The organism is Streptomyces sp. CB01580, assembly GCF_001905795.1.
In the GTDB taxonomy this organism is placed as follows: Bacteria; Actinomycetota; Actinomycetes; order Streptomycetales; family Streptomycetaceae; genus Streptomyces.
Window position 1 is genome coordinate 375417 of record NZ_LIXJ01000001.1, and the last position, 25834, is coordinate 401250.

At 69.7% G+C, this 25834-nt stretch carries 23 protein-coding genes and 3 pseudogenes; 17 read left to right on the forward strand and 9 right to left on the reverse strand.

The features are described 5' to 3' along the window. Positions 1-33 precede the first annotated feature (33 nt). The gene (locus tag AMK22_RS01340; RefSeq protein ID WP_143203512.1) at positions 34-390 is read left to right on the forward strand and encodes a hypothetical protein; all 357 of its coding nucleotides are present in this window, start codon (positions 34-36) and stop codon (positions 388-390) included. Positions 391-1050: 660 nt separating this feature from the next. On the opposite strand, the gene AMK22_RS01345 is transcribed toward AMK22_RS01340, so the two are convergent. After that, positions 1051-1260 carry a DUF2795 domain-containing protein gene (locus tag AMK22_RS01345; RefSeq protein ID WP_073781312.1) on the reverse strand — a complete coding sequence of 70 codons (210 nt, stop codon included), beginning with the start codon at positions 1258-1260 and terminating at the stop codon, positions 1051-1053. A gap of 192 nt (positions 1261-1452) precedes the next feature. Here AMK22_RS01345 and AMK22_RS01350 point away from each other — a divergent pair, with 192 nt between their 5' ends. From AMK22_RS01350 to AMK22_RS42215, 8 genes and pseudogenes are all read left to right on the forward strand, one after another. Further along, positions 1453-1827: a hypothetical protein gene (locus AMK22_RS01350; protein WP_073781313.1), complete on the forward strand. Its 375-nt coding sequence runs from the start codon at positions 1453-1455 to the stop codon at positions 1825-1827. A gap of 149 nt (positions 1828-1976) precedes the next feature. Further along, positions 1977-2240, forward strand: coding sequence for a hypothetical protein (locus tag AMK22_RS01355; protein WP_073781314.1), 264 nt, complete (start codon positions 1977-1979; stop codon positions 2238-2240). Positions 2241-2461: 221 nt separating this feature from the next. Continuing rightward, positions 2462-2651, forward strand: a pseudogene (locus AMK22_RS01360) (glutathione-dependent formaldehyde dehydrogenase); the annotation flags it as partial. Positions 2652-2924: 273 nt separating this feature from the next. Next, positions 2925-3962, forward strand: coding sequence for an NAD-dependent epimerase/dehydratase family protein (locus tag AMK22_RS01365; protein WP_073781315.1), 1038 nt, complete (start codon positions 2925-2927; stop codon positions 3960-3962). A gap of 102 nt (positions 3963-4064) precedes the next feature. Beyond that, complete coding sequence (locus AMK22_RS01370) at positions 4065-7172, forward strand: FAD-binding and (Fe-S)-binding domain-containing protein (RefSeq protein ID WP_073781316.1); 3108 nt, start codon at positions 4065-4067, stop codon at positions 7170-7172. Positions 7173-7277: 105 nt separating this feature from the next. Then, the gene (locus tag AMK22_RS01375) at positions 7278-9089 is read left to right on the forward strand and encodes a thiamine pyrophosphate-requiring protein (RefSeq protein ID WP_073781317.1); all 1812 of its coding nucleotides are present in this window, start codon (positions 7278-7280) and stop codon (positions 9087-9089) included. Continuing rightward, entirely contained in the window at positions 9090-10217 is a 1128-nt protein-coding gene (locus AMK22_RS01380) for an enolase C-terminal domain-like protein (protein WP_073781318.1), read from the forward strand. 80 nt (positions 10218-10297) lie between these two features. Continuing rightward, positions 10298-10408: pseudogene (locus AMK22_RS42215) on the forward strand (hypothetical protein); the annotation flags it as partial. Between the two features lie 80 nt (positions 10409-10488). Here AMK22_RS42215 and AMK22_RS01390 read toward each other — a convergent pair. From AMK22_RS01390 to AMK22_RS01400, 3 genes and pseudogenes are all read right to left on the reverse strand, one after another. Beyond that, a complete protein-coding gene (locus AMK22_RS01390; RefSeq protein WP_073781319.1) occupies positions 10489-10770 on the reverse strand; it encodes a hydrogenase subunit MbhD domain-containing protein in 282 nt (93 codons plus the stop codon). A gap of 75 nt (positions 10771-10845) precedes the next feature. Continuing rightward, positions 10846-11166 carry an MrpF/PhaF family protein gene (locus AMK22_RS01395; RefSeq protein ID WP_242433788.1) on the reverse strand — a complete coding sequence of 107 codons (321 nt, stop codon included), beginning with the start codon at positions 11164-11166 and terminating at the stop codon, positions 10846-10848. A 189-nt stretch (positions 11167-11355) separates the two neighbouring features. Next, positions 11356-11616: pseudogene (locus AMK22_RS01400) on the reverse strand (plasmid stabilization protein); the annotation flags it as partial. 290 nt (positions 11617-11906) lie between these two features. On the opposite strand from AMK22_RS01400, the gene AMK22_RS01405 reads away from it, so the two are divergent. From AMK22_RS01405 to AMK22_RS01435, 7 genes are all read left to right on the forward strand, one after another. Then, entirely contained in the window at positions 11907-12089 is a 183-nt protein-coding gene (locus AMK22_RS01405) for a CsbD family protein (protein WP_073781320.1), read from the forward strand. A gap of 272 nt (positions 12090-12361) precedes the next feature. After that, a complete protein-coding gene (locus tag AMK22_RS01410; RefSeq protein WP_079185854.1) occupies positions 12362-13000 on the forward strand; it encodes a hypothetical protein in 639 nt (212 codons plus the stop codon). Positions 13001-13006: 6 nt separating this feature from the next. Next, on the forward strand, positions 13007-13939 hold the full coding sequence (locus tag AMK22_RS01415) for an SRPBCC family protein (RefSeq protein WP_073781322.1): 933 nt from the start codon (positions 13007-13009) through the stop codon (positions 13937-13939). Between the two features lie 146 nt (positions 13940-14085). Beyond that, entirely contained in the window at positions 14086-15021 is a 936-nt protein-coding gene (locus AMK22_RS01420) for a Rieske (2Fe-2S) protein (RefSeq protein WP_079185855.1), read from the forward strand. Positions 15022-16294: 1273 nt separating this feature from the next. Then, positions 16295-17257 carry an iron-containing redox enzyme family protein gene (locus AMK22_RS01425; protein WP_073781323.1) on the forward strand — a complete coding sequence of 321 codons (963 nt, stop codon included), beginning with the start codon at positions 16295-16297 and terminating at the stop codon, positions 17255-17257. 111 nt (positions 17258-17368) lie between these two features. Further along, entirely contained in the window at positions 17369-18049 is a 681-nt protein-coding gene (locus tag AMK22_RS01430) for a HemK2/MTQ2 family protein methyltransferase (protein WP_073781324.1), read from the forward strand. Positions 18050-18110: 61 nt separating this feature from the next. Further along, a complete protein-coding gene (locus tag AMK22_RS01435) occupies positions 18111-18275 on the forward strand; it encodes a CDGSH iron-sulfur domain-containing protein (protein ID WP_242433808.1) in 165 nt (54 codons plus the stop codon). Positions 18276-19022: 747 nt separating this feature from the next. Here AMK22_RS01435 and AMK22_RS01445 read toward each other — a convergent pair. The 3 genes from AMK22_RS01445 to AMK22_RS39890 all read right to left on the reverse strand — a co-directional run bounded on the left by AMK22_RS01445 (position 19023) and on the right by AMK22_RS39890 (position 22502). Further along, entirely contained in the window at positions 19023-21098 is a 2076-nt protein-coding gene (locus AMK22_RS01445; RefSeq protein WP_242433789.1) for a SpoIIE family protein phosphatase, read from the reverse strand. 986 nt (positions 21099-22084) lie between these two features. Next, a complete protein-coding gene (locus AMK22_RS01450; RefSeq protein ID WP_073781327.1) occupies positions 22085-22258 on the reverse strand; it encodes a CsbD family protein in 174 nt (57 codons plus the stop codon). A gap of 88 nt (positions 22259-22346) precedes the next feature. Then, positions 22347-22502, reverse strand: coding sequence for a DUF6131 family protein (locus AMK22_RS39890; protein WP_143203513.1), 156 nt, complete (start codon positions 22500-22502; stop codon positions 22347-22349). 328 nt (positions 22503-22830) lie between these two features. Between AMK22_RS39890 and AMK22_RS01455 the strand changes: the two genes are divergently transcribed. Continuing rightward, positions 22831-23253, forward strand: a complete 423-nt coding sequence (locus tag AMK22_RS01455; protein ID WP_073781328.1) for a hypothetical protein — start codon at positions 22831-22833, stop codon at positions 23251-23253. A 358-nt stretch (positions 23254-23611) separates the two neighbouring features. On the opposite strand, the gene AMK22_RS01460 is transcribed toward AMK22_RS01455, so the two are convergent. Next, a complete protein-coding gene (locus AMK22_RS01460; RefSeq protein WP_073781539.1) occupies positions 23612-24148 on the reverse strand; it encodes a hypothetical protein in 537 nt (178 codons plus the stop codon). Positions 24149-24805: 657 nt separating this feature from the next. Beyond that, positions 24806-25786, reverse strand: coding sequence for a ferric reductase-like transmembrane domain-containing protein (locus AMK22_RS01465; RefSeq protein ID WP_073781329.1), 981 nt, complete (start codon positions 25784-25786; stop codon positions 24806-24808). Positions 25787-25834 lie beyond the last annotated feature (48 nt).

Consider the following 25834-nt stretch of genomic DNA (forward strand, 5'->3'; position numbering starts at 1 on the left):
ACGGACAGCACTACTACGACAGTGGGTGATTCGATGCGTAACGCTTCCAGGTTCGCCGTGGCCGCGATCGGCGCCGCCGCGACCGTCCTCTGGCTCTCGACCTCGGCGCACGCCGATGCCGTCGTGAGCAACGGGTACGCCGAGGGCGGATTCATCGGCTACGGCGACAAGATCTGGGTCGAGCACTACGAGGGCCGTACCAGTTCGGTCGAGTGGTACACGGACTACGGCCGGTCGGGCTCCTGCAGCGTGACCCTCCCCCAGGTGAGCAGGACCTGCAACTACGACATGCGCGAGGACGGAATGATCACCCTCTGGGTCTGCACGACGGGACCCGGGATCGGCTCCGACGAGTGCAGTGCCGCGGTGACCGACCGCATCAACAGCTGAGCCGTCCCGGTACGGTGGCCGAGGGCGCCGTGCCGGCTCCTTCTGGCCCACGACGGTCCGCCCACCATCCGTGCACGGACCGTCGCGATGCGTCGCACCGACCGACCCCCCGGCGGCCGGTCCGTCCGTGTCCCAGGCGTGCCGCACTGCGACCGTCACGCCCCCCCAAAGCACGAAAGGCCGTCCTCTCGTCATGAGAGAACGGCCTTCCCCGAACTCGGCTGGCTCTGGGGATACCCCGTGACCGGATCGTTCAGCCCGGCCCCGGCCGGGCCGGAGCTGTTCCTCCCAGGCCGCGTGCCGCATGGCGTCGCTGATCAATACGCCCTTGAGCCGGATGTCCTGCAAAAGATGAATGTTCCGGGACTTCGTCGTCCCGACCGAAGGCGAAGAGCTGCCTGGTCGACGTTCGGGCCGCCACTGCCTCGCGTGCGAAGTTCACTCCGATTCACCTCCCTGACCTGCGCTGAAGCAATTTCCCACACGGCCCGCGCTTCGTCCCTCGTCAGGCACCACCGAGTCTGATTGCCTTGATGAGCAGCAGGAGTGCGCTCAAGCACAGAAGGCGCGAGGGCGGGGAGGGGAGAACCTCGCAGTTTCCCGAGAGGCATACCGTCAGCGAATGCCGTCAGCCGGTGCCTGCGCGGTAATGACTGGTCCTTAAGGACGGTCCGGGTCAAGGGCTGCGAGGTTGGCGAGAGTCGTCCGCACATCATCGACGTCCGCGTATGCGCGATCGGGCAGGCTGCGCAGGACCCCGACCAGCAGATCGTCTGCCCCGGCATCCTTGGCCCACTGTGCAAGAACATGCGGACGAGCAGGCCACTGCGCAAAACCGGACAGGACCCTGACGATCTCCACAGCCTCCATGCCCACTCCTCCAGCCCCCCGATCCAGAGCCTGCCATACGCCCGTCCACCTGCCGGTCCCTCAGCCGCCCGCAATGATGGAAACAGACGAGGAGGCTCGGTATGAGGATTTCACCGCGCGGGTGGAACGCCGACGTCCTGACTTGCAGCGGCCCTCCTGGCCGTCTTCGGCGCAGAAATACTGCTGCTCCGGATGGCGCCACGCCACGAGCACCCCTTCCTCAACAGTGTGCTCCTCGGCTTCAGCCTGGCTGCGTTCATCGCGTTCGCCGCCCTGCGGCACAGCCGACACCGGCCGGCACGGCAGGTTCGGAACCCAACACTGCCCGAGCCAGGCCCCGAGGGCTGGTTCAGCCCGGACGCCCTCGAAGGCTTCCCGATGAAACGCCTCCAACCCTTCCTGACAGGTCCGAACGCCCCGGGACTCAACCAACTCTTCACTGCCTGGATCCTGGCCACCCACGGCCACAGCACATCGAGCATCTGCCACCAGCTCGGCCTCCCGCCTGACGTCGTACACACCCTCATCGAGGCCGCTCACCACCCGGAGCGGCATCAAGCGAAGTGACAGCACGAACCCCACAGACGTGGCCTCAGCCAGGGACGTATCGGTGGCTGCCCACGCCAAAGGCCCATAGGCAGCTGGACCGGCGTCTGGCCTGGGCCCGTCCGGGAGTGTCATGAATCAGGTGTGTACCTCCACGAAGGAGTCACCCGATGAGCACGTCAATGGATCACCTGGTCGGGGACGCTGAGGGCAAGTCGATTGCCGTGGCCGGTGAGGGCGCCAAGTGTTTCGACGTGAAGTCGATGCCGATGTCCGTGAACGGCCTGTCCGCCGAGCTGCTGGAGGAGCCGGCCGCGCCAGCGGCTGAGAAGACCGCGCAGGGCGGGCTGAAGCCACCCCGACGCGCGGCGTCGCCGCTGCGGTCGCGCCCGCTGTCCCAGTGCCCCTGCCCGGGGATGAGCCGAGCCTCCTGACCGCCTCCTCCCCGAGGCGCAGCGCTCTCACATGGAACGTCTCCGCCCGAGAGGCGGGATGGCCGAGTCACTGGTTCGCTGGATGAGTCGGCCCGTACCGACGAGCGGGACTGTCGGACCGGACGCGCCACGTTGGTCCCGGCGGCCACCCCAGGACGCCGTCGACGCGTTCGATCCTTCGGCGGGACGGGAACAGCGCACCTGCTCGCCGTGTTCGGGGCCGGCTGCGGATGGGCCAGGCCAACGTGAGGCGCTGGGTTCCCGAGCCCCCTTCCGCTCCTCGACAAGGAGGACGTGCTCGGAGTGGACAGCTTCGCGCCCCATCGTCTCCCCCCGTCGGACGGCCCGAAGGCGTACGCGATGTTCCAGGCCGAGGAGGGCGAAATGATCAAGACGCTCCTCCACCCCTAGTGCTGTGGCCGGAAAGCTTTGCCGGGAAGCTCGCGGCGTCCGGTGCGGTGCATCGCAACGCGGAGGATCGCCCTCGTACTGGACGTACTCGGGTGACGCGACAACGCGGCGAGGTGCCGTGCCGGGCGTCGCGAGCCGGTGAACCTTTCCGGTCGCAGCACTGGCGTCGCTCGCCGTGGGACTCACGGCGAGCGACAGCTCACCGTCGATGCGCAGCATCGGACGAGGCGCGGACCGTGACACCGCACGACCGTCTGAAGGGACGGAACGACGATGAACACAAACGCAGGCTTGCGCGTCGTAGTGACGGGGGCGACCGGCAACGTGGGCACCAGTGTCGTCGGGACCATGTCACAGGACCCGGACGTGGCGGCCGTCGTCGGTCTCGCCCGCCGCCTTCCGAAGATGTCGGTCCCGGGTGTGGAGTGGGCCACGGTGGACCTCTCCCGGCGCGACAGCCCGGAGGTCCTGGACCAGCACCTGGCCGGCGCGGACGCCGTCGTCCATCTCGCCTGGCGTTTCCAGCCCACGCACGCCCCCCTGGTCACCTGGCGGAGCAATGTCCTGGGGTCGATCCGCGTCTTCGAGGCCGTGGCGAGGGCGGGCGTACCGGCCCTGGTGCATGCCTCGTCGGTGGGGGCCTACTCCCCCGGCCCGAAGGACGGGCCGGGGGTGGACGAGGAGTGGCCGACGCACGGATGGCCGGATGCCGCATACTGCCGCGAGAAGTCCTATGTGGAGCGTGTGCTGGACGCCTTCGAGCTGCGGCATCCGGGGGTCCGGGTGGTCAGGATGCGGCCCGCGTTTCTGTTCAAGGAGCAGGCTGCCAGCGAACAGCGCCGCATCTTCGCGGGCCGCTGCGTGCCCGGCGTTCTGCTGCGCCCGGATCTTCTGCCCTTCGTGCCCGACATGCAGGGGCTGCGCTTCCAAGCCCTGCACACCGATGACGCGGCGCGGGCCTACCGGGCGGCCGTGATCGGTGACGTTCGAGGACCGTTCAACCTGGCGGCGGAGCCGGTCATTGGTGCGCGGGAACTCGGAGAACTGCTCGACGCCCGGGTGGCACGGGTGCCGAGGGCCCTGGTGCGGCCGGCGCTGGCGGCGGCGTGGCATGCCCACGCGGTCCCCGCTTCCCCGCATCTCTTCGACGCCGTCCTGCGGCTTCCCGTTCTCGACTGCGCCCGGGCGCGTGACCTGCTGGACTGGCGGCCGTCCCGGACGGCGCAGGAGGCGCTGTCGTCGTTCCTGAGCGGCGTGCGCCGCGGCGCAGGTCTGGAGACCGCGCCTCTCGTCGGCAGGCGGTGGGGATGACGGGCGGGTCGGCCGCCGCCCCGAGCAGCCGGGGGATCGGGGCGCCCGTCCCCCCGTGCCCCTCTGGCTCCCCACCAGTGGTCCCCCGAAGGAGGAACGATCATGAAGTTCCAGCCCTTCTCACGCTCCCCGAGCCGGGGCGACGACGCCCAGGCGGGCGTGGACGCCGTCGCCCTGGAGAAGGCCCTGCGCGCGCGTGTACGGGGAGAGGTGCGCTTCGACGCGGGCAGCCGGGGGGCCTACTCCACGGACGGGTCGAACTACCGGCAGGTGCCGATCGCCGTCGTCGCGCCCCGTGACGTCGAGGCGGGAGCGGAGGCGGTGCGGGTCTGCGCCCGGTTCGGCGCACCGGTGCTGTCCCGGGGCGGGGGGACGAGCCTGGCGGGCCAGTGCACGAACGCCGCCGTGGTCGTCGACTGGACCAAGTACTGCGACCGTCTGGTCTCCGTGGACGCCGGGCACAGGACCTGCGTGGTCGAGCCCGGCATTGTGCTGGACGAGCTGAACCGCCGACTCTCCGGAGCGAAGCTGCAGTTCGGGCCGAAGCCCTCGACCCACAGCCACTGCGCACTGGGCGGGATGATCGGGAACAACTCCTGCGGAGCGTCGGCGCAGGCCTACGGGAAGACCGTGGACAACGTGCGGCGCCTGGAGATCCTGACCTATGACGGACTGCGCTGCTGGGTCGGACCCACCTCGCGTGAGGAGTACGAGGCCGTCGTCGCCGCCGGGGGCCGTCGCGGCGAACTCTACGCGGGGCTGCGCCGGGTGGTCGACGAGCATCTGTCGGACATCCGTCACGGCTACCCTCGCATCCCGCGCCGGGTGTCTGGCTACAACCTCGACTCGCTCCTGCCGGAGAACGGGTTCGACCTGGCCCGCGCGCTCGTCGGGAGCGAGGGCACCCTCGTCACCGTCCTGCGTGCCGAGCTCCACCTGGTGCCTGTGCCGTCGTGCGAGGCGATGGTCGTGCTCGGCTACGACGACATCTGTGCCGCGGCCGACGACGTGCCCAGACTGCTGGAGCGCTGCGAGCCGGAGTTGCTGGAGGCGCTGGACGGGCGGATGGCGCAACTCATGCGCGAGGAGGGCTCCCATCTGGAGTCGCTGGACACCTTCCCCGAAGGGGAGAGCTGGCTACTCGTCCAGTTCAGCGGCGAGAGCCGGGACGGTGTGGATGCGCAGGCACGGGACCTGCTTGACACGCTCGGCCGGCACGCGGACGAGCCGACAGTCTCTTTCTCGGACGACCCTGCGCGCGAGGGGAAGATGCTCCGGGCCCGCGAGGCGGGTCTGGGTGTGACCGCTCGCCCGCCCGACGGCCGGGAGACCTGGGAGGGCTGGGAGGACTCCGCCGTTCCGCCGGACCGGCTCGGTGACTATCTTCGCGACCTGAAAGGGTTGTTCGCGGAGTTCGGCTACGACCAACCCTCACTTTACGGTCACTTTGGGCAAGGATGCGTACACACGCGGATCCCGTTCGAGCTCACACACGCCGAAGGGGTCGCGGCCTTCCGGGAGTTCCTGTTCCGCGCCGCCGACCTGGTCACGTCCTACGGTGGGTCCCTCTCCGGGGAACACGGCGACGGGCAGGCACGGGGCGAACTGCTGCAGCGGATGTTCGGCCGGCCGCTCCTCGACGCCTTCGAGGAAGTGAAACACCTCTTCGATCCGGGCAACAGGATGAATCCGGGGAAGGTCGTCGCGCCGCGCCGGACCGACGAGAACCTCCGGCTCGGAGCGCAGTGGCGTCCGGCTGCCCACACCACGCACTTCGCATACCCGGACGACGACGGCTCCTTCACACAAGCGGTGAAGCGTTGTGTCGGGATCGGCAACTGCCGCACCCACACCGGTGGGGTGATGTGCCCCTCCTACCGGGCGACGGGCGAGGAGGAACACTCCACCCGCGGCCGGGCACGTCTCCTCTTCGAGATGCTGGGCGGTCACCAGGACTCACCGGTGACGGATGGCTGGCGCTCCACCGAGGTGCGCGACGCACTCGACCTCTGCCTTTCCTGCAAGGGGTGCAGATCCGACTGCCCCGTCGGCGTCGACATGGCCACCTACAAGGCCGAATTCCTGTCCCATCACTACGCACGAAGGCTGCGCCCCGCGGCCCACTACTCCTTGGGCTGGCTGCCCTTGTGGGCGCGCATGTCGCGCTTCGCGCCACGTCCGGTGAACGCCCTGCTCCACGCCCCCGGCATCGCCCGTGCCGGAAAGCGCCTGGGGGGAGTGGCCGACGAACGCACAGCACCGGTCTTCGCGCGGGAGTCCTTCAGCCAGTGGTGGGCGGCACGCCGGATCCCGGAGCCCGACCCGGCGGACGGCCGCACGGTCGTGTTGTGGCCGGACACGTTCAGCAACTACTTCCACCCGGCCGTCGCGCAGGCGGCGGTGCGGGTCCTGGAGGACGCCGGCTTCCGGGTAGCGGTGCCGACCCATCCTGTGTGCTGCGGCCTGACCTGGATCTCCACCGGCCAACTGGCCACTGCGAAAAGGGTGCTGCGCCGCACGGTGAACCTGTTGCGTCCGTGGCTCGAAGCCGGGACGCCCATCGTCGGTCTGGAGCCTTCATGCATCGCCGTCTTCCGTGCCGACGCCCCTGAGCTCATGCCGCAGGACCTGGACATCCAGCGGTTGTCCCGGCAGTTCCGCACCTTCGCGGAACTGCTGCTCGACGACGTTCCGGAGGAGAACTGGCGGCCGCCGCGACTGGCGCGTACCGCGGTGGTCCAGACGCACTGCCACCAGCACGCCGTGCTGAAGAACGACGCCGACCGCGAACTGATGCGCCGCGCCGGTATCGACGCCGTCGTGCTGGACGAGGGCTGTTGCGGGCTCGCCGGGAACTTCGGCTTCGAGCGGGGGCACCACGGTATTTCCATGGCCATCGGTGAACAGGGTGTCCTGCCCGCCGTACGGGCGGCTCCCCCGACCGTGCTCGTCCTCGCCGACGGCTTCAGCTGCCGCACCCAGATCGAGGAGGGTGGGACAGGCCGACGCGCGATGCATCTGGCCGAGGCCCTGGCTCTCGGCCCGGACGGCGGCCTGCCCGCAGAGCGGCCGGAGAAGCTCGCCGACCGGCCCGAGGCTTCGGCGGACGACGCCCGACGTATGACGGCCGCCGTCCTCGCACTCGGGGCGACGGCCGGCGCGGGCGCGTACGCAGCGCGGCGGCGCGGCCGCGCCCGGCCCCCGCTGTGATCACGTCCAGCGCTGTGCTGTCGCCGCCCGGGTACCGGGGCATCGCGCCGACGGCGGCCCGGCCACCGCGAACACACGGAACGAGACGAAGGGAAACCGAGGCCGATGAAAGTGTCCGACTACGTTCTCCAGCGCCTGCGTGAGTGGGAGGTCGACCACGTCTTCGCCTACGCGGGCGACGGCATCAACGGTCTCCTCGCCGCATGGGGGCGTGCCGACAACCGACCCGAGTTCATCCAGGCCCGTCACGAGGAGATGGCCGCCTTCGAGGCGGTGGGTTACGCCAAGTTCTCCGGCAGGGTGGGGGTGTGCGCGGCGACCTCGGGTCCCGGGGCCATCCACCTCCTGAACGGGCTGTACGACGCGAAGCTCGACCATGTCCCCGTGGTGGCCCTCGTGGGGCAGACGGATCGCAGCGCCATGGGGGGCTCCTACCAGCAGGAGGTCGATCTGCTGAGTCTGTACAAGGACGTGGCGTCGGAGTTCTGCGAGATGGTGACCGTTCCGGAGCAGTTGCCCAATGTCATCGACCGGGCCTTTCGCACCGCGTACGCCGGACGCACGGTGACGGCGGTCATCATCCCCGCGGACGTGCAGGAACTCGACTACAACCCGCCCACGCACGCCTTCAAGATGGTGCCCTCCAGCCTGGGCCTGGCGTCCTCGGCCCCAGTCCCTTCTGCCGAGGACCTGGCACGGGCCGCCGAGGTACTGAACGCCGGCGAAAAGGTCGCCGTACTGATCGGGCAGGGAGCCCGGCACGCACGGGCGGAGGTCGAGCAGCTGGCGGACGTGCTCGGTGCCGGAGTGGCCAAGGCGCTGCTGGGCAAGGACGTGCTGTCCGACGAACTGCCCTACGTGACCGGGGCCATCGGCCTGCTCGGCACCCGGCCGTCGTACGAGCTCATGCGGGACTGCGACACGCTGCTGGTGGTGGGGTCCAGCTTCCCGTACACGCAGTTCCTGCCCGAGCTGGACCAGGCCCGCGCGGTCCAGATCGACATCGATCCGCACATGATCGGGCTCAGGTATCCGTTCGAGGTGAACCTGGTCGGTGACGCGAGGGAGACGATCAGGGAGTTGCTGCCGAGGCTGAAGCGGAAGAAGCACGGGGCCTGGCGCAAGAAGATCGAGAAGGACACAGCGCGCTGGTGGGAGGTCATGGAACGACGGGCGGCCGTGGAGGCCGACCCCGTCAATCCGGAGTACGTCGTGCACTGCGCCGACGCGCTCCTGCCGGACGACCTCATGCTGGCCTCCGACTCCGGCTCCGGAGCCAACTGGTACGCGCGTCACCTGCGTCTGCGCGGGCGGATGCGCGGCTCGCTCTCGGGCACGCTCGCCACGATGGGTCCGGGCGTGCCGTATGTGATCGGTGCGAAGTTCGCCCATCCCGACCGGCCCGCGCTGGCTCTCGTCGGGGACGGTGCCATGCAGATGAACGGCATGGCGGAACTCATCACCGTCGCGAAGTACTGGTCACGTTGGCAGGACCCCCGGCTCGTCGTCGCGGTGCTCAACAACCAGGACCTGAACCAGGTCACCTGGGAGATGCGTGCCATGTCCGGCGCTCCGCAGTTCCTTCCCTCCCAGTCACTGCCCGACGTGCCCTACGCTGCCTTCGCACGCTCGATCGGACTGGGTGGCGTACGGGTGGAGGAACCCGGTGGGGTCGAGGACGCCTGGCGACGGGCGCTGTCGGCCGACCGGCCCTTCGTCATCGACTTCGTCACCGACCCGGCCGTCCCGCCGATCCCGCCGCACGCCACCCCGGACCAGGCCGAGGCACTGGTCAGCGCCGTCGCCAGGGGCGACAGCGATCGCGGCAGCGTGATCAAGCAGGGCCTCAAGGCCAAGGTGCAGGAGCTGCTGCCCGGCCACCGCCACCGCGACGGTGCGCACGGCCGGGAGCCCTGAGTGAGTGCGCCCGCGGCACCCGGTGGGCCGCTCGTCGATGCCGTGGGAGCGGCGGCGTACACCGTCCCGACTGACGCCCCGGAGACGGACGGCACCCTGGCATGGGAATCGACCACGCTGGTGCTCGTGCGGACGCGCTCCGGCGGGACGACGGGGTTCGGCTACACCTATGGCGCACCGCCCGCCGCCCGTGTCGTCGACGAACTGCTGGCCAGGGCGGTGATCGGCCTGCGGGTCTGGGATCCCCCGGGGGCGAACGAGGCAATGCGGCGCGCGGTGCGCAACGTCGGCCTCCCGGGGCTGGTGGCCGGCGCCGTTTCCGCCGTCGACATCGCCCTGTGGGACCTCAAGGCCCGCCTGCTGGGGCTGCCCCTCGCGGATCTGCTGGGAGTCGGTACCCGCGAGGTGCCCGTGTACGGCAGCGGCGGTTTCACTACCTATTCTGCGGAGCAGCAGGATCGTCAACTGCGCGACTGGGTGGACGGACTGGGCATTCCCAGAGTGAAGATCAAAGTCGGGGAGTCGTGGGGGCGCCGCGAACGACGCGACCGGGAACGTGTCGCTGCGGCACGCACGAGCATCGGTGAAGCCGCAGAGCTGTACGTGGACGCCAACGGCGCCTACACCCGCAAGCAGGCGATCAGGCTGGCCTCCTGCCTCGACGATGAGGGAGTGACCTGGTTCGAGGAGCCGGTCTCCTCCGACGACCTGACGGGACCGGCCCGGATCCGGGCCGCCGTGTCCCCCGACGTCGCCGCCGGGGAATACGGCTGCACATTGTCCTACTTCGACGCAATGATCGCTTCGGGCGCGGTGGACTGCCTCCAGGCGGACGCGACCCGGTGCGGCGGAATCACCGGATGGCTGCGAACGGCCGCCCTGGCCGAAGCCGCCGGTCTGCAGATCTCCGGGCACTGCGCGCCCCACATCCACGCCCATGCGGCTGCGGCGGTGCCCAACCTGCGGCACGTGGAGTGGTTCCACGACCACGTCCGTATCGAGCAGCAACTCTTCGACGGCGCGCTGTCCCCCGAAGGGGGGACGATCCGCCCCGGCCGGAACGGGCGTCCAGGCCTGGGGCTCGAACTGCGCGAGGAGGCCGCCGAGCGCTACCGCGTCAGACCGTGATCGCCGCACGCCCGCGCATCGCCTCCGGGCAGAAAGGGGACCCTCGTGTGAACTGCATCCTCGTGCCCTGGGGCGGCGGCATGCCCGAGCCGCATGCGCTGCGGGACTACGCCCTGATCGCGGACGGCGAGCGCGGCGCCCTGGTCGGCCCCTGCGGGGACATCTCATGGCTGTGTGCACCGCACTGGCATTCCGATGCGGTGTTCGCCGCCCTCACCGGCGGCCCCGGCCACTACTCGGTGACTCCGCGCGGACGCTTCGTGCGCGGCGGCTACTCCTGCTCCGCCGTTCCGGGCTCATCGCGTCCGTCGTCCTGGGCGCTTCTGCGCGCCTTGCGCACGGTGAGGAGCAGCAACAGCGGTGTCAGGGCCGAGTCGACGGCGAGTTTCGACAACGCCACGTCGGGGGCCTGTAGCACGAGGAACAACACGGCGAGGGCGAGGCCGAGTACGGAGAGCACCAGCGCCTGTCGGGTGGGGTCGCGCACGAGTGCTGCGGCGGTCGCCGCCACCACGACAAGTCCCAGAGCGAGAACAACCACGGCGTCAGTCACCCGCGACCACCCCGCGCGCAGGCCGGCGCAGCGCGCTCGACCCGACGAGGTTCCCCACGAGCAACAGGGTTCCCGTCACCAGCAGTTTGGCGGCCGCTCGCCCCGGTCCGGCCGCCGCGCAGAGCGGGAGGACGACCGCGAAGGTGAGGAGGACCGCCGCCAGGTCGGTGAACCGCCCCGGTGCGAGGCGGCCGGCAGTTCGGGGCCGAGGAGCCGGGCATGGACCAGCGTGCCGGCCGGGCCGAGGAGCGCGAGCACCAGGGCGGCGTCGCCGTACGAAGGCCGGGCGAACCCCTGGGCGAGCAGGAGCAGGACCAGGCAGATCAGGAGGGTGGCGAAGTTCTGGGCCCCGCCCTGCGGGCGAGGGAACCCGTGGTGGCGGCGACGACCGTGCATCCGGCCGGGACCAGCAAAGGGCTCCCGAGAGGAGCCACGGGTTCATCGCCGCTCCACCGCCCGTCGGGCCTCCGATCCGGCGATCGCCCCCAGCAGTGCGGCCGTGGCGCCGACGCACGCCTCCAGGGCATCCACCGAGCTGATGAGCGTCAGCCACAGCACGAGCAGCGCGGCCCACCACAGGATCACCTCGGCCTCCTCGTACAACTGGTCGCGCGTCGGCCCCCGGGAGCCGCCGTGGGAACGCTGCCCACCGCGCTGGTACGAAGATTTCGGGTCCTCGGTGGAGGTCTTGCTCGACGTGCGGGCCTCACCCGACCGCGCCCGCTCCTTGTTCACGGTGCGTGCGGCGATCTCCTTCGCGCGCTTCTCCGAGGCTCCGCGCTTCTCGGCACCCTCCTTTATGTGTTCGTACTGGCGTTCCCGCTTCTTGCTCGATCCGGCCGGCATGTCGGCTCCTTGTGTCGGCGACGCAGCCGCAGGCCACGACGAGGGGAAAAAGTGGACTCTTTCATTGCATGCGCCAGGCCGGTCCCCCGCCACAGCAGAACAGCGACCGAGCGGGGAGCGGTTGCTCCGCCGCGCCCGCGCCGGCGGATCTCCCCGGGGTCCCGCGGAGTACGGCCGGTTCCCGGCCTCAGGCCGCCCGGGTCCGCATCCTGCGACGCACACCGCGCCGATGCCCCAGGCAGGAACTACGTTGGGAAGAGAGCCCGAAACAGCCGATCGGAGGAGTCGCAATGGCTCACGGAAGCGGCAAGGACAAGATCAAGGGCAAAGCCAAGGAAACCCTGGGCAAGTTGACGGGAGACCGTCGAAAGGAAGCCGAGGGAAAGGTCGAACAGGCAAAGGGCGAGATCAAGAAGAAGATGAGTCGCGGCCGTGATCGCACCCCGCCGCCTCCGCCGCCGCCCGTTCTGTAGCCGTGGAGCACCATCCTTCCGCCGCGTGACCGGGGAAGGTCGGCGGGTGGAATCCACATGACGGCCCGCGCGCCCCGAGAGGTGCGGGCCGTTCGCGGTTCCGGCGTGTCCTCCTCGCTCCGCGGTGCGGCTCCAAGGGCCGCTGGGAAAGCGAGGTGCCCCTTGTGCCCGTGCCCGCGAAGGCGCGGTAGACGGCGCGAGCACGGAACAGCGGAACGGAGGAAGCCGCTCCCACGCGGCCTCCCTCGACGCCTTGAGAGGGTGACAGACCCATGACTGAAGTCAACAGACTGTTGCTCGCTGCGGCAGTGGCAGGTGGTTACGTCCTGGGACGGACTAAAAAGGGCCGGCTCGCGCTCACGTTGGTGTCCTACGCGGCCGGCCGCCACTACGGGGTCGAGCCGCGGAAGCTCATGAGCCAGGGCATGCGCAGGCTCGGCGAGATTCCCCAGGTCGCGGACCTGGGTGGCCAATTGCGGGGCGAACTGATGGCGGCCGGCCGCGAGGCCGTATCGGCGGCCGCCGAACGCCGTCTCTCCTCGCTCGCCGGCTCTCTCCACGAGCGGACTCTTCAGCTGGAAGGCGGCGACGAGGAAGAAGACCGGGACGAGGAAGACCTCCCCCAGGACGAAGCGGAGGGCGAGGAAGAGGATCTCGCCGAGGAGGAGCAGGCCCCTGAGGGCCGGAGAAGAGCGCCGCGGACCGCCGGGGCCTCAGGGGGGAAGCCGGCAAGTCGCGCGACCGGAGAAGGCGGCAAGCGCACGGCGGGTGACCGCAGACAGGGAGGAGCCGGGAAGACCGCGCCTTCCAGGAAGCCCACGGCCAGGCGACGGACCGACGAAAGGGCCGCACCGAAAAAGAGGGCTCCTTCCGCGGAGAAGGCCTCCCCACGCGCCGAGCGCCGGAGGTGACGAGCCATGACACGACGGCACGCAGAAACCCTGGATTCGGGCTTCGACCGGTTCCGCGACGAACTGACGGACTACCTGGCCGCTCGCGTCGGAGACCTGGCGGAGAGGGCGAGCGACAAGCTGTTCGACGTGACGGACCAGCTCACCGACGTCGCGAACAAACGTGGTTCGCTCTCCCAGGTGGGTGCGGGTCTCCTCGCCGGCCGCTCCCCCGTCAAGGCGCTGTTCTCCGGAACGGCGAAGAGCGTCAAGGAAACGCTCCTGAACAAGGCGGGCGGCCTTCGCGGTGGCAAGGGGAGTGCGCCAGGAGACACCAAGGTCACCAACATCGTCGAGGTGGTCGACGTGGGAGTCCCCCTGCGCACCGCCTATGACCACTGGACCCGCTACGAGAAGTTCAGCGGCTTCACCAAGGGCGTGCGCAACGTCTCGACGGCCGACGAGACCACGAGCGACTGGAAGGTGAAGGTCGGCCCCTCGACCCGCGGCTGGAAGGCGACCGTCCACGAGCAGGTGCCGGACGAACGCATCGCCTGGACGTCCGAGGGCGCCAAGGGAACGACACGGGGTGCCGTGACCTTCCACGAGCTGACCCCTGGCCTGACACGCATCGTGCTGGTCGTCGAGTACTACGCATCGGGGCTGTTCGAGAAGACCGGCAATCTCTGGCGCGCGCAGGGCCGCAGGCTGCGGCTGGACCTCAAACACTTCCAGCGCCATGTCACTCTCGCCGATGAGGAGCCCGAGGGCTGGCGCGGTGAGATCCGTGACGGCGAGGTCGTACGGACCCACGAACAGGCCGTCGAGGACGAGGAGGCCAGGCAGGACCGCGAGTCGGCAGAGGAGAGCGAGGAAGACGAGGAAGAGCCGGACGAGGCCTGGGAGGACGACGCGGAGGAGCCCGAAAACGAGGAGGAGGAAGAGAACGAGTCGGCCTGAGCCTCTCGCCACCTGCCTCCTCACTCGTCGCCGCGCGAACGCTGCGGCCAGCGGGGTGGAGCGGTTCCCCGCGACGTTTGAGGGGCGCGCGCGCATGGCAGACGCCTGCCATGCGGCCTTGGGAGAAAAAGACGGAAAGAGCCGAAATGACGGACTGCTCGGACCCGGGTTCGCCCGATGGCGCGCACCCCGACGTCAGCCGGACCGAGCGTCTTGTGCCGAACTGGCTCGACGCCCCGGGCCGCGCGAAGGAGCTCGACGCCCTGTCGGCGCCGTTGCGGCGGGTGGTACGTGGTCTGCCCCTCGGCCCCTCCCGTGATGCGCTACGGGGGCTGCCGATCGGTCATCCGCTGCACCCCGCTCTCGTGCAGGTGCCGATCGGGGCATGGTTGTCGGCGACGGTGCTGGACTTCGTTCCCGGCAGCCGTCGCGGGGCCCGCGTCCTGGTGGGCGTGGGCGTGGTGACGGCGGTACCCGCGACCCTGGCCGGTTGGGTGGACTGGGCGGAGCAGCCGCCCGAGCACCTGCGCACCGGGCTGGTCCATGCGGCGTTCGTCACCACCGCCCTGGTGCTGTACGCCCGCTCGTGGGTGCATCGCCGTCAGGGCGGCCGGGCGGCAGCGGCGAAAGCACTCGGGCTCGCGGGACTGTGCGCCGTGGGCGTCGGCGGACTGCTGGGCGGTCATCTCGCCTACCGGCAGGCGGTCGGCGCCAACAAGTCCGAGTCCGTCACACGCCTGCTGGAAGCGGGCTGGCACGCCGTCGGGCCCCTGGAGGACTTCCCGGTGGGTGTGGCGGTCCGGCGGCAGTTGGGCGAGGTGCCCCTTCTGGTGTTCCGGTGCGAGGACGGGCGGATCCGCGTCATCGCGGAGCGTTGCAGTCATCTGTCGGGCCCTCTCTCCGAGGGCAGGATCACCGACGGCTGCGTGGAATGCCCCTGGCACGGCAGTGTCTTCCGGCTGTCGGACGGCGCCAACGTGCACGGACCGGCCACCGCACCTCAACCGGCCTTCCGTGTGCGGGTGGATGCCGACGGCATCGTGCGCGTCCAACTGCCCGGAGCGGGTCAAGGCGCTCCCTGACCGGCGCTCCGAGACAAGTGCACTCCTCGGCTCGCCCGCCGTGCACGCTCGCGACTTCGTCGAGGCGGTCGCGCGACCGCCGGCCCTCACCCTGTCATCGTCAGCTCCTGTCGGCGTGTCCGACGGCCCCGCTCCCACGCTCGAACCCCTCTGCCGCCCGCCCCACGTGGTCCGGAACCCGTCGGTGTACCGCGACGGGACCAGATAGGCATCGTTGCTGAAATTCTGTCCCGCGCCGGGCGCACCGGGCTGACGGCGACCATCAAGCCGTCGCAGCCCCTCGATCGCACGAGGTACGCGGGTGCCCCGGAGACGCCGGGGAGGCCGGCCAGCGCCTGCTCCAGCGCAGCAACTCCTGCAACTGGTCGGCCGCACGCCTCATGACCTGCGGCGCGGACATATGAGCCGGACGTCCAGCTCCACTCGTCCGGCCACCCTGCCGGTCACCGGCCTTTTCGGCCGACTCCCTGTCCGGGCAGCCTGGTGGCGCCGCGTCTCGTCTTCTTCGGCCGCAGCCGGTCACCCTCCGAAGGCGGAAACAACGTACTGCCCTCACCGCATTGCGGCATTATTTCATGGTATAGGGCTTTTGCTGACACTCGAGTTGGTGCAGCACGATGTCCGGGTCAGCGGCGAGATGCCCGGCCCGCATCGGCGACGGCGCCGAGGTCGCCTCGCGGCTCGGCGGCCGCTGCACCGCGGCGCCGCACCGGCACGCACACGCCGCAGCCCCGTCGCGGTGGAACCGGAGGTGAGACCATGGGCATGTGGGGGCGTCCCACTCAAGTGGGACGCTCAGGCGAGAGAAGGGCCTGTGTCATGTCCGACTCAGAGTTCTACGCTGCGACCGGCCCTATGACGCAGCCCTTCCCGAGCACCGGCCGCGTGGAGGTGGCCCGGAGGATCCGTCTCCCAGGCACCGGTCCCCGCGGGTGTGGATCATCCCGGTCATCATTCTCGTGGTAACGGTCGCCATCGTCGTTCGTTCCGCTGATCTGAGACCGGCCCGGAACGGTCCCGCTCCCGGAAGCGCGCGGTCCCGTCCCGTCCACCGCGGGTGCCGACACCGCGACCAATGCCGGTGCTGCAGCGTGCTGTTTTCTGACGGCTCGACGAACGGATTGCCGGTCGCATCGGGAGATGCGGGTTTCCTCGGACAGGCCGAACATCAAGCAGCAGGAAGGTACGGCCCGGTCCGTGTGCCGCTCCCCCGCCCCGCACGCGCGGCGTTCATCGCGAGCGTGCACTCCTGAGACGGCAGGGATGTGAAGGCATGGCCGACCACCATCACAAGCCGGTCCTTCCCAGGGAGCGCGGTCCTCTCTCCCTCGGGGTGTCCGGGGCCCTTCGCGACGACCGCCCACCGCCCGCGACAGCGGCGGCGGAAGGGGCCGACGCCTACGGCGACGATCTGCAACTGGCCCTGTACACCTGCTACGAACTGCACTACCGAGGGTTCGACGGGGTGGATCCCGGCTGGGAATGGGACCCCACGCTCCTCGCGCTCCGTGCCGCGTTGGAGAACCGCTTCCTGACCGCTCTGCGCCGCGACGCGTGTGCCCGCCGGCCGCTCGGTTCTCTCCTCGCCGATCTGGCGGTCGACGCCGTCGGCGGCCGCAGCGTACCGGAATTCCTCGAGGAGCACGGGACGCTGGATCATCTCCGCGCCTACGCGGCGCAGCGTTCCCTCTACCACCTCAAAGAGGCGGATCCGCACGCCTGGGTGCTGCCTCGACTCAGCGGTCGCGCCAAGGCCGGGATGGCTGCCGTCGAGTACGACGAGTTCGGTGCGGGCAGGGCGGACCGGGTGCACGCCCGGCTGTTCGCGGATCTCATGTCGGATCTCGGCCTGGAGACGGCCTACGGTCACTACTTGGACGTGGGATACGCGGAGATGCTCGCCCTGGTGAACGCCATGTCGCTCTTCGGACTGCACCGGCGTCTGCGGGGAGCCCTGGTGGGCCACTTCGCCACCGTGGAGATCACCTCGTCACCGGCCTCCCGGCGCCTCGCGGGCGCCATGGAGCGCACCGGCGCGGGGCCGTCCGCGAAACGCTTCTACACCGAACACGTTGAGGCCGACGCCGTACACGAGCAGGTCGTACGACGTGAGGTGATCGGCGGACTCCTCGACGACGAACCGGAGCTGGAGCCGGACGTCGCGTTCGGCATCACCGCGACCTCGTATCTCGAGGACCGCCTCGGCACCCGGCTGCTCACGGTCTGGGGCGGGTGAGGGACGGCACACGGCGTACGAACCGGCACGTGCCGTCGCTCCGAGAGGCGGCCGCCCGCCTCCGAGCGCACCATGGAACCACGTCCTGCTTCCCCCGACGGGAGCAAACGCATGGCCGAGACACTCCTGGACCTCCCTGGCCCCTTCCTGGTGAGACTGCCGGGCGTCTACGCACCTCAGCACGACACACGGCTGCTGATGGGGGCCCTCGACCGTGAGGGCGTCCGGCCTGGGGCGACGGTGCTGGACATCGGAACCGGGAGCGGGGTGCTGGCCGTGCGGGCCGCACAGTTGGGCGGCAGGGTGACGGCCGTCGACATCTCGCGCCGCGCGGTGGTGACAGCACGCCTCAATGCAATGCTGCACCGTCGGCGTATCACCGTGCGCCGAGATGATCTGACCTCCGCCGTCCGCGCCTACGCCTACGATCTCGTGTTGTGCAACCCGCCGTACGTGCCCGCGCCGGCCCCGGACACCCCTCGGCACGGCGCCGCCCGTGCGTGGGACGCCGGGACCGACGGCCGGGCCGTGGTCGACCGAGTCTGTGCGGGCGCGCCCACGGCGCTGCGTCGGGGCGGGGTGCTCCTGATGGTGCACTCCGGCCTGTGTGACCCCGATGCCTCACTGCGGCTCCTCGGACATGTAGGCCTGAACGCGGTCGTCAGCAACCGCGTGCGCATCCCCTTCGGCCCCGTTCTGCTGTCGCGGTTGAACTGGCTGCGCGAGCAAAGGCTGCTGGACGGCGAGGGGACGACCGAGGAGTTGGTGGTCATCCGTGCCGAACGAGACTGATCCCCCGCGCCGTGTCGTCGTGACCGAACGAGGCCCGTTGCTGATCGAGGGGCCGGTGGAGGTGGAGGGGCCCGATGGCGTCACGCATGTCTCGGACCGCTTCGTCGTCGCTGTCTGTACGTGTCGACGCAGCCGAACCCTTCCGTGGTGCGACACCAGTCACCGCCGCCGCGCCGCTCCGTACCGAGCCGCTCCCCCGGACCGGCCTTCGGGCCCCGGAGAGTGAGGCCCGGGCACGGGCCGGCCGACTGGCCGTCACAGGAACGCCCTCGCCAGGACCCGGCGGCGGGTCCGTTGCGGCTGTCGCGGAAGCACGGTTCCTCCATACGGCGATCAGCGCCTACGGAAGAACGGGCTCAGTAGCCGCGGCTACGGCGGGCAAAGAGGTCGCGGGCGCGGTCGACCAGCTGATGTACCGCGCCCGCGCGGCGGCTCTCGCACGCTACGTCCCTCTCACCGCGACAGCTCAGGAAAAGGCACCGCTCAGCCCACAGACTCTGCTCAGGAATCGCGTGGGGAACAGCTGATCAGGAAGGCGACTCTGAGCGGCACCGAGCAGACGGGGCGATGAGGTGGGCGCATAGCGCCAGCCCGCCTCCGCTCGGGGGGAGAGATCTCGTTCTCGCCGTCAAGGACGCGGAAGCAGGTCTCCTCGGTGATCAACATGTCGGTCTGTGGGCCGAGTTTGGCCATGCGGTGCATCAGGCCGAGTGCGTCTGCGTCGTCCCGGACGCCGGAGCCCTCGATGTGTGAGGGGCCCATGCCTGGCTGTACGTGGAACCACTCGGCGTACGCCTCGCCGGGCGGCTGGAGCTCCTGAACGTCTCAAGGCTGGCAATCAGTCAGCGTTGCGGTCCCGGTCACAGTGCGGATCAGCCCGGCTGGTCTCCGGCATAGCGGTAGATGCCGCCGACGCTGTTGACGTGCCGGACGGTGCCGTCCGCGGCTGCGTCGATGTCGCCCGCCACTGGTGTCAGCGGCGGTGTTGTTGTGGCCGAATGAGGAGCAGGGCGATGTCGTCGTTACGGGGGGCGGACCGTTGGGCGTGGTGGATGAGGGTGCCGGCGAGGGCGTCCAGGGTCTGGCTCCGGGCCTGTGCGAGCTGAGCGGCGAGGTCGGTGATGGCGTCCTCGAAGTCGATGCCGGGGGTTTCGACGAGTCCGTCCGTGTACAGGGCGAGCACAGCCCCGGGCGGCAGGCGGATCTCGGTCTCCGGATAGTCGGCGGCGGGGTCAATGCCAAGCAGGAGCCCGGGCGTCAGCGGGAGGACCTCGGTGTGCAGGTCGGGGTGGCGCAGGAGTGGGGGCGGGTGCCCCGCGGTGGCCAGGCAGGCGCGCTGGCGTGCCAGATCGAGCTGGACGTAAAGGCAGCTGGTGAACAAGCCAGGGTCGAGGTCGGTGAGCAGGCGGTTGGTACGGGCGAGGACTTGGCCGGGCGGTGCGCCGGCGGTGGCGTGGACAGCGGTGCGGACCTGCCCCATGAGGGCGGCGGCGTTCACGTTGTGGCCTTGGACGTCGCCGATCGCTGCGGCCGCGAGGTCGGTACCGATGTGTATGAGGTCGTAGAAGTCGCCGCCGACGTCGATGCCATGAGCGGTGGGGAGGTAGTAGGTGGCCACGTCCAGCCCGGGGACGCGGGGCAGCGTTTGGGGCAGCAGGCTGGCTTGCAGACTGTGGGCGAGAGCGTGCGTGGCGTCGTAGAGGAGAGCGCGATCCAGGGCCTGGGCGATCAGGCCGGCGGTCGCGGTGAGGACAGCTCGTTCCTCGGGAGTGAAGGGATGCGGCCGGTCGTAGGCGAGGACCAGCGAGCCGACGGGGCGGCCGGAGGCGATCAGGGGCAGGAAGGCCCAGGCGGCCTTGCCGCCCTGCAGGACGGCGGGGGGATACGCGCGCTTGAGGTCTGAGAAGGTGGCGTAGAAGCTGGGGACGCCGCTGGTCAGGACACGCACGGCAGGGGTGTCCGAGGCCAGGGGGGCGCCGTCGAAGTGGTCCATGTGTTCGGCGGTGTAGCCGCGGTGGCCGATGACCCGCAGTCGGCCCTCCTCCGCGATCATCAGGGCGAGGCCCTGGGCCTCGAAGGCAGTCGGGACCAGGTCAGCGATCCGGTCGATCACGTCCGTGACCCCGACGGCCTCGGTCAGCGTGGCGGCGAGGTGCATCAGGTGGTGGTGGGCGGTCGACCGGCCCGGTGCAGCCGGTGGTGCGGGGAGCGGGAGCTCTGACGTCTCCGAGGCAGGGGCTGGGGAGGCCGGGACAATGCGGACGCTAACGCCGGAGACGCCCGGGTAGAGGTGGAAGGACAGCCACCTGTCCGGTGGCCGCAGGGCGGTGAAGGAGGTCGGCTGGTGGCTGAGCACCACGGCCCGGTAGCGGTCTTCGACGACTGGGTCGTCCAGCCACGGCAGGACCTGCCGGGGCAGGGCGTCCAGCAGCTCGGCGGAGCTGGCGCCGAGAAGGTCGGCGGCGGTGTTTGTGATGAAGGTGATCCGGCCGTCGAGGTCCAAGGTGCAGCACCCTCCGGGCAGGCGCTCGGCGAAGTCCGCCGCTGCCGCCTCCTGTGTCGGCCTGCGAGCGTGGGCACGCAGGGAGGGCAGGACCTGCGGCTCGGACCCGGGCAGCAGCGGGTGGCCGCTGTCGGCGGCCTGCCGCAGCAGAAGGCCCAGACGGCGGCAGGAGGTACGGACCGCGTTGCGTTCGTGTCGGGTCAGCGCCGGTGGATGCGAGCCGGGCCACCGCACGACCAGGGCGCCCCACGCGGTGGTGCCGGTGGTGATGGGGGCAGCGGCCGCCGAGAAGGGGTAAGGCAGCGCGAGCGCCATCTGCGGGTAGTGCCGCGCCATCTCTTCCTGGCAGCCTATCCACACCAGACAGCGCTCGCGCACGGCGTCGGTCGCCGGGGTGCGGGCCGCCAGCGGCACCTGCGTCCAGTGCGCGGCGACCTGCCGGGGAACCCCACTCAGCATCGCCAGCCGCAGCACCCGGCCGCCCGGCGGCAGCAGGTACACCAAGCACCCGGAGGCGCCCGTCTCCCGCACGAAATCGTCCACCACGGCGCCGATCAGATGCGTACCGGGACCTGCGCCAGCGCCGGCAAGGTCCCTCGTACTCTCACCTGCCCCGGCGGCACCGGGCAGTGACCCCTCCAAGCGCCCGAAGCGACTTCTGGCCGCCTCCGCGCTGATGCCCAGGCCAGCACCGATCTGCGCCCAGGGGGCCCCTGCTCGCCGGTCCGCCAACACCGCACGGCGCACCAGCTGTCCGGCCAGCCAGGGCAGCTCCGCCACCGCGGCAACATGACAGCGCTGCGCTCCACGCCCCGGGCATGAGTCGCTCGCTTGCCGGATTGCGGTCTGCGCCTGCGTGAGAGAATCCGCTTCCGCGAACGCCAGCGCCTGTCGCGCCTCCGTCGCCGCCTGCCAGCGACGCCTGGCCCGCCAGGCCGCCTGCCGGTGCGCCTGCCGGCAATACCGCCGACCCGGGCCCGCCGAATCCGGCAGTGGAACTCCGCACCAGCCACACCGACCGTCACCCATACACCGATCGTCTCCCATAGAGGGAAGAAACGCTCTACTGCTGTGACGACGCGCTCCACACACCGACCAGGGTGGTGGCGGCTGTACCCATACGCCGACAGGCATACCTACCGATCATGTCGGCATCAGGATGCCGGAACTGCCGCACTGAGAGGCTGCGTAGACAGGAAGATCGTATCGGCGACGCCGAAGAAGGCGCGGGCGCACGGGTGGGTGTGGACGTGCTGGCCGCCCTGGAGTAGGCCATCGAGCAGTCAGAGGGGGCTGCATAAGGGACGAAAGGATCAAGAAGGTGCGCAGTAGGCAGCTGCGGCCGACCCCGACCGTGCCGGGCGGCCGCCGGGTCCACCGGAAGCACCGCGCAAGGCTGAAGCCGCGCTGGGGCGTTCGCGGGGCGGCTTGACCCGAGTTCTTCCTCGTCGCGGACACAGCTGGTGACTCGAATTTCGCTTCCGTGACAAGGTGTTGAGATTCTCTTAGCGCCCGACTATGGGCCGCACTGGTCAATGCTTGAAAGCATCCTTGATCTTCGCCCCAGCCTGTTTGATGTTGCCCTTGATCTGGTCGCCGCGGCCTTCCGCCTGCAGACGTCGGCTACCTGCCCCTCGGCCGGCAACCTTTTTGGAGCCACCTTTGATCGCTTCGGCTTTGTGCGCGATCTTCTTGGCGATGCCCATGGTCGGCCTTCCTTTGTGAATGATCTTCCAGTGCGGAACGATTCCACACTCGAGCAATAGGCGGAGGAACTCCGCTCAGGTGCGGTATCTACCAGTAATGCCGTCGTCCGCCGACCGCGTGACCCACGCTTCCCAGCAAGAACAGGACCGCTCCGATCACGATCAGAATGATCCCGACCGTCCACAGGATGGCGATCTTGGTCAAGAACGCCAAAATCAACAGGACGACTCCAATGACGATCACGGCTTCCTCCGATCACGCATGAGGCCCCAGCCCTTCTAAATCGTCCTCCCTGCCCGTCTTACTGACAAATTGGCCAGCAGCATCAACAACGGTCAGCCACACCGCAGGCCGGGCATGGGCCCGCCTGTGCGCGTGCAGTACTGCCAAAGGCCGACGGCCACGTGCCCTCCTGGCACCTGGTGAAAGGCGGTGTCGGCAACAGGTGCCCAGAGCAGGACGGGGTGGCATGTCGCATGTGACAGCGACCATGCAGCCTGGCCGGGGTCTGACGCTCAGATCTCCTGAACGGACTTAACCTGGATATACGCCGCAATTCCCGGAGCACGCCATGATTCTCCTCCTGGGGCTCATCATTCTGATCGCCGCGGTTGTCGTTGCCGCGGCCGACATTTTCGCCAACGGCGGCAGCGCTCACCAGCTCACCAACGGCTTCTCGGTGTTCGGATATCACGTGACCGGGTCCACCGGCACACTGTTCCTCTACGGCATCGTCGTCGGGGCGCTGGCCATGTTCGGGCTGAGCCTGATCGTGGCCGCTGGGCGTCGCCCATCCCACCATTCCAGAGCCTCGCTCCGGGCCCTCGGACAACCAGGCCGCGAGCCGACCGCCGATCGCGAAGATGCACCAGGCCAACGCGGCACCCACCGAGCGGAGCATGCGCACCGGCCCCACGACGACCGCCCGGTCTCCCCGGGCAGTAGCGGGCCGCGCAGGTGGCACTTCTTCGGGCACCGGTCCGCCCCTCGATGACGTGGTTGCTGCGCCGAGAGTCGCCGTCGCCTTCAGGCGGTTACCGGGTTGCGGCGTACGGGCCACGCCCTCAGACTGGCCCGCGCGCCGTTCTTCGCGGAGGACGGCACGACTGGGGCACCCCAGGCTATTCAGGCCGCTGACAGGTGGCATTTGTGGAACAACCTCGGCGAGGCCACTGAGCGGGCTGTCACCCGCCACTGCCAGCGCCTCCACGTCCTGGCCCCTACAGGGCGGAACACCGGCCCCGCACCTCATCGCTCACGAGGAACGCATCGCCCCGCCAACGCGATCAGTCTTTGCCGACGACGGGGCAGACCGACACAAGAGGCCCGTTTACGGCGCGCAACGGTGTGTGTCAAGTTGTCCCAAAGGCTGAAGTGGCCTGGCGGGTGCGCCACTCTTCCACTACGCCTTGCTGTCGCCGAGCCCGGTCGAGGAGGTCGTCGAGCAGTTGCGGATCCAAGCGCTTCTCGGTGGCGGTAAGTCTGCGGAGGGTCTGCCATCCGGCTGTCTTGCCTTCCACCGCCAGTCGTAGCATCTCCAATTCCAGGAAGGTGCTCAGCGGAGAACGCCGGGCGAGGCGACCATTGCTCTTCAGGCGCGCCACCTTTTCGGCCGTCCAGCCCGCGCAGACCTTGTAGCGGCGCACCGGGATGCCCAGGTCTCTCATGATGCCGAGCAGAGTCATCCGGTCTTGGACGATCTCGGCGGCGACGGGTTCGAGAGCCCCGGCAAGCGCCGAACCGCGAACGGTGCGTACCAGACGGCGAACCCGCTCCACCCCCGTGGTTGCGCCCATCAGGTGGTCGTTGAGGTAGATGCCCAGCATGGCCGGGTCGGTGCTGTGGGCGTATTCGGGCCGAGCCGTGTCGGAACTCGGTCGGTCATTCATCACGTGCCGCCTTTGTCGTACCCTCTGCCAGAAGACGGGGTCGCACCCGTCGCTCACTGCTCCGGATACCCGCCCGGGGTGCTTCGCGCACCGCGCCCCCGACCGAACCACTGATTCGGCCGAGGGCGGCAGGCTGTCACCCTGGGGCCGTCCACGACGACGGGGGAACGCGCAGGCGGGCCATGACCCCCAGCACCGGAGCCGCAGGCCCTCCCTGCCGTCCCTGCCGTACACCAGGCAACTTCCCGGCATCCAGCTGCTGTTCCTCAACGCCAACCACCCCGACGCCGCCCAGGCGCGATGGCTGGAAACGCGGCTGTCCGCGCCCGGCCCACCGGTGAGGGTGGTGGTCACCAGCCCGCTTGGTCATGCTCGCTGCAGGGCTCCACGCCGGCGATCGATGTCCGGTGGGTCCCGGTGCTGGAACGCCACCGGGTCACCCTGGTCCTGAGCGGTCACGACCACAACTACCAGCGGTTCACCTCGCCCTGCGGCGTCACCTATGCCGTAACCGGCGGGGGCGGCGCCCCGCCGTATCCGATCAAGTCCGGCTGCCGCACCCCACACCGCGCCGCCGCCACCGCACGCCACCACTTCACCGCCGTTGAGGCCACCGCGACCGGCATGATCCATGGCCCGCCGTGGCGTATGCGGGAATCAGCCGTGTTCGTTGTGACTGGAAGAGGTGTCCTCGGGAGGCGCGGTGCGGCCGCCGTCGTTTCCGCTGATGACCACGCCGATCAGTGCGGCGATCACGCCGACGATGGCGAGACGGCCGCTCAGGCGCAGGGCCCAGCCCGTTGGTGAGCCGGTGTGGGCGCGAAGGCCGCGTAGTTTCTCCGAGCGCCGGGCGGGCTGCATCAGGCGCAGCAGGAGGAGTGCGGCGATGGGGAGCTGGAGCAGCCAGATCGCGGTGCGGAACCAGCCGTCGTACCAGACGTTCGTCCCGTAGAGGAGGGTGTGCCAGATGCTCAGGATGTAGACGACGATGACGAAGCGGTGCAGTACCCGCCAGGTCTTGGGGCCGATGCGGTGCCTGATGTAGAAGAGCAGGCCCAGAGGGATGGCCAGGTAGAGGGCCGCCTGTCCGAGAGGGATGGCGATCTTGCCGGTGCCCGAGTCGTAGCCGCCGGGGACGAAGCTCTCCACGAAGGCCGTGGCGATAGCGGAGTGCCAGCGTGCGGTGCCGGAGTGGGCCAGTTGGGCGGCGAACAGCAGCGCGTGGGCAGCGATGAGGGCGATGGTGTTGAGGCTGGTGGTGCGGTGCAGGCGTTCGAGGCCCTGGCCTGACAGCGGTAGCCAGGAGGGGCGGGGGCCGGAGAGAAGGAGTCCGAGGACGACCGTGATCCAGGCCCACAGCAGGGCGGACCAGCCGAATGCCTGACTGAGGAAGTACATCCAGAACTTGCCTGTGTCGGTCATGAAGGGCATGACCGACACGGTCGAGGAGGTCTCGGCGCGGATTCGCGCGTAGAGGAGTGCGAAGACGGCGCCGGTCACCATCAGCGCGATCAGGCCGTCGGGGATGGATGCGCGTAGGTCGGACCGCAGAGTGGGGCGCCGCTGCTGCCGGTCACCGGTCTGGACGACGGGGGCGTCGGCCGGTTCGGAGGCGGGTTGCGCTGGCAATGACGTCATCGTGCGGCCTTCTCAGTCGCTTCGGCTGGTGAGCGGGGGCGTCGGCTT